The sequence below is a fragment of the Candidatus Micrarchaeia archaeon genome (assembly GCA_041650355.1).
Taxonomy (GTDB): domain Archaea; phylum Micrarchaeota; class Micrarchaeia; order Anstonellales; family Bilamarchaeaceae; genus JAHJBR01.
On the sequence record JBAZLI010000093.1, the window covers coordinates 1 to 3,236 of the forward strand.

5 protein-coding genes are annotated in these 3,236 nt (G+C 49.4%); 2 read left to right on the forward strand and 3 right to left on the reverse strand.

Features of this window, described 5'->3' with window-relative positions; genetic code table 11:
* Positions 1 to 381, forward strand: a 381-nt coding sequence (locus tag WC488_05120) for a hypothetical protein (GenBank protein MFA5077777.1), incomplete at its 5' end; no start/stop codon positions are given.
* Between the two features lie 71 nt (positions 382 to 452).
* The gene (locus tag WC488_05125) at positions 453 to 845 is read left to right on the forward strand and encodes a ribonuclease HI family protein (GenBank protein ID MFA5077778.1); all 393 of its coding nucleotides are present in this window, start codon (positions 453 to 455) and stop codon (positions 843 to 845) included.
* On the opposite strand, the gene WC488_05130 is transcribed toward WC488_05125, so the two are convergent.
* From WC488_05130 to WC488_05140, 3 genes are all read right to left on the reverse strand, one after another.
* Positions 842 to 1,903 (reverse strand): hypothetical protein, encoded by a 1,062-nt coding sequence (locus WC488_05130; protein MFA5077779.1) that lies wholly within the window; start codon positions 1,901 to 1,903, stop codon positions 842 to 844. The two genes, WC488_05125 and WC488_05130, sit on opposite strands and share 4 nt — an antisense overlap.
* A 266-nt stretch (positions 1,904 to 2,169) precedes the next feature.
* Positions 2,170 to 2,808 (reverse strand): hypothetical protein, encoded by a 639-nt coding sequence (locus WC488_05135; GenBank protein ID MFA5077780.1) that lies wholly within the window; start codon positions 2,806 to 2,808, stop codon positions 2,170 to 2,172.
* A gap of 43 nt (positions 2,809 to 2,851) precedes the next feature.
* A partial coding sequence (locus tag WC488_05140) for an ankyrin repeat domain-containing protein (protein ID MFA5077781.1) occupies positions 2,852 to 3,236 on the reverse strand: 385 nt, incomplete at its 5' end.

Consider the following 3,236-nt stretch of genomic DNA (forward strand, 5'->3'; position numbering starts at 1 on the left):
AAAGGAATTCTTCCCCCCGGGTTTGATATTCAAATTGAACCGATGTTCGAGAAACAAACATCTGTTGATGCCAAAAGATTCCGTTGCGCATATTCGCCTATCACACCCATAGAGAAGTTTCCTGACTTGCCGAAACGGATTCACGATGGCCCTTTGTATGCCCGATTGAAAATCAATTTCGCAACCGCAACTACCCCGCCCCTAGTACAGGTTCTTGTTCCTCAGATTGGAAAACCTGAAATCAGGTATGCAGCCCATACGGATAAGTCCTTGGCAGAAAAAGTGGCCGCAGCCCTAAGAAATGCCGGTCTGTTCCTGTCTAAGCTGAAAATACAGATAGGCCTGGAGCCATCCGAATACGCGGAAATACGCCCTAGGTAAAATCCGCGCTCCAAAATTCTGCTTGGGGATACGCTTTATATGCACTATCCTACATCTAGCCTCTGGATTAAATGCTCACAATAAACACTGACGGTGCCTGCTTCTCCAACCCCGGTCCCATGGGAATAGGCATAGTAATAGCGAAAAACGGCAAAACCATCGGGCAAGTGAGCGAGTACCTCGGGGAAGGCACGAACAACATCGCCGAGTACACCGCGGTGCTCAGGGCGCTCGAATTGGTGAAAGAGCTCGGGGAAGCCGAGGTGGAGATAAGGAGCGACAGTTTGCTCCTCGTGAAGCAGCTCAAGGGAGAATACAAACTCAGGGCCCCGCACCTGCGCGAGCTCAAGCGCAGAATCCTGGAAGCCGCAGAAGGGCTGAAACTGGATTTCAAATGGGTGCCGCGCGAGCAGAACTCAGCCGCAGATGCGCTTTCCAAGGACGCGATACTGCATAGAAATTAAGAAAGGTAGGACCCCTGCATGGGGCTCTGCCTGCCCCGTACAAATCCTTCAGGTATTTCCTTTCCATCATCCTGCTCCCCGAATTCCTCGTCCATGAGCGTCTTGAATTTTGCGAGGAATCCGTGAAAATCCTGAAATTCAATCCCCTTGAGTTTCCTGAATACGCGCATGAGCTTTCCCTTGGCTTCCTTGTCCAGCCCGCTTTCCATTCCCGAGCACCTGAAAAAACTCCGCTCGTTTATCACGAACTTCAGATTTCCGTTTTTCAAGATCCTAAATTTTCTATCCATATTATCCGCGTCCCCTATCTGATTCAGGCTGCCGGTGCATTCGAACGCGGTTATGTCCAGCGTCTTTCCGGCCCTATCGCAATGCGCCTTTATCCAGGAAGCGAGCAGATTGGAGAAATAATCGTTTGCCTGGTCAAAACCCATGCCTGCCTGCCCCATCACGCTCGGATTCCTTGCTCCGAGCATGGGATTGGCAGCCTCGCTTTTCCTTACCGGAAGCCCATGGAGAAGCTGAGTGCAAGTGGCTGCAATCTCCCCAAGAACTTTCATGTCTCCCTTTCCAAGCATGTGAAGAAGCGCATGCGTAAATTCATGAAGCCCTACATTCACTCCTGAAACGAAAAGCGTTGCCCAGTCTGCCTTTGTTCCATCTGGCTCAAAACCCTCATCCGGAGCGCCGTAGGCAACCCTGCTTCCGCCAACATCCCAGAAGAAATTGGGGCATCTCATATCTTCGTGCCTGAACCCCCCTCCGCTGTTGGACAAATCTACCTCTGGCAGCCTTGCTACGCCCTTTGCTTCGGGCACTGTGCTGCACAAATACGTTCCGCCCAGCCAGATTCCTATCGCCACAAGCGCTTCCTCAGCCCTCCAGAAAGCGCCCGGGATTATCCTTCCTTCTGCGAGCGCATTGTTGAGCCCGTAAGTTATTTCTACGTCGTTTTTTTCAAGCCATTCCACAAATTTTTCAGCCCTGCTGTTCCTGTTCCCTTCATAGTATTCCCTTAAAAGCGGCGCAAAAATTGCCGCAGCGGATTCAAACTTCATGTATTCAGGCTTAGCAAGTTTTGCAGAAAAGGATTTTTTCCAGTCCTCCTGCATGACCGAAATTAACGGCTCTTTTTTATGAATTTGACTAGAATTTGGGGGTTGAGCTGAAGCAGACAAAGTGAACACAGTGCAGGCCAGCACTCCAGCCGCCAATATCTGTTTGGGCCTCATAGCAATCAGCATACACTTTATATCATTATTTAAAACATAAGAGTATATAAAGTGGGCAGTTTGTTTTGCCATGCGCTAAATCCAACCCATACCTACATAACTGTTCGAACCGCATCGTACCTTTGCCGGATTGTTTCCTTGGACATGTTGGTCTTAAGCTCTCTTTCCAGATAGTCGATATTTATCTTTGCCTTAGATAGCCTTTCTCTGTTTTGCTCCTTGTGCATGACTATCTCTTTCATGTAATTCAGCATGAATTCGACACTTTCCTCTTTCAAATCTTTATTAGTGTACACCTTTTTCGGCGTATCATTAAGTTTTGAGCGGCCGCTGGCAATGAAACCAACGCCTTCGTTATCCGCCTTCTTTATTCCCCATTCAGTTCTAGCTGCATCCCCTATATCCTCTTTTTTGTTTAGCGATATAGAAAGCACGAAGCCAAGCTGCGATACCGATACCTCCCTGAACAGAGCTACCTGTTTTTCGGTGAACTTGCCAGAAGTGTTCAATTTAGCGAATTCTTCGTAACAGTCGTTTATGAAAGTGTCTCGCTTCATCGGGGGCTTTTTATCCAGGAACATATCGTATACTTTTCCGAACGCTTCCTTGGTCTTTGTTATCAGCATTTGTTCCTCCGGGGTATAAACTTTAGGCTGAAATAATTCTGGTTTTGGCACAGGCTGCTTGAAAATCTGCCCTCTCTCAGTTGTGTCGTCTTTTTGCCCGGCCATTCAATCACCTTTCATAACAATTTCTCCAGTTAGCTTTATATTTCTAATTAGGGCGAAGCTGGTTTTCGGCATTAGGCGTGCCCTCTCCAATCCGCCCTTGGGCAGCTTCCAGGAGCTCCCGCATTTCCGAATTCCCCTTATTTATCGCCATCTCAAGCGCGCTCATGCCGTACCTGTTCCCCATGGATGCGTCCGCCCCGGCTTCGAGCAGCGCTTTCGCGGCCTCCAGCTGACCTTCTTGCACGGCCTGATGGAGCGCGGTTTGCTTGAATTCGTTACTCGCGTCCACATCCGCCCCGTTTCCTGCGAGCAGTTCCACCATTCCAGCGTGGCCCCTGTGCGCGGCGTTCATGAGCGGCGTCTGCCCGTAACTCTGGGGGATGTTCACGCTGGGCTTGAACTCCACGTCTTTGCCTGCCAATTCCTTT

Bases quoted from the DNA above. Each gene is read 5' to 3' on its own strand.
- WC488_05130 (MFA5077779.1), bottom strand. From the start codon at position 1,903: ATGAAGTTTGAATCCGCTGCGGCAATTTTTGCGCCGCTTTTAAGGGAA.
- WC488_05135 (MFA5077780.1), bottom strand. From the start codon at position 2,808: ATGGCCGGGCAAAAAGACGACACAACTGAGAGAGGGCAGATTTTCAAG.
- WC488_05125 (MFA5077778.1), top strand. From the start codon at position 453: ATGCTCACAATAAACACTGACGGTGCCTGCTTCTCCAACCCCGGTCCC.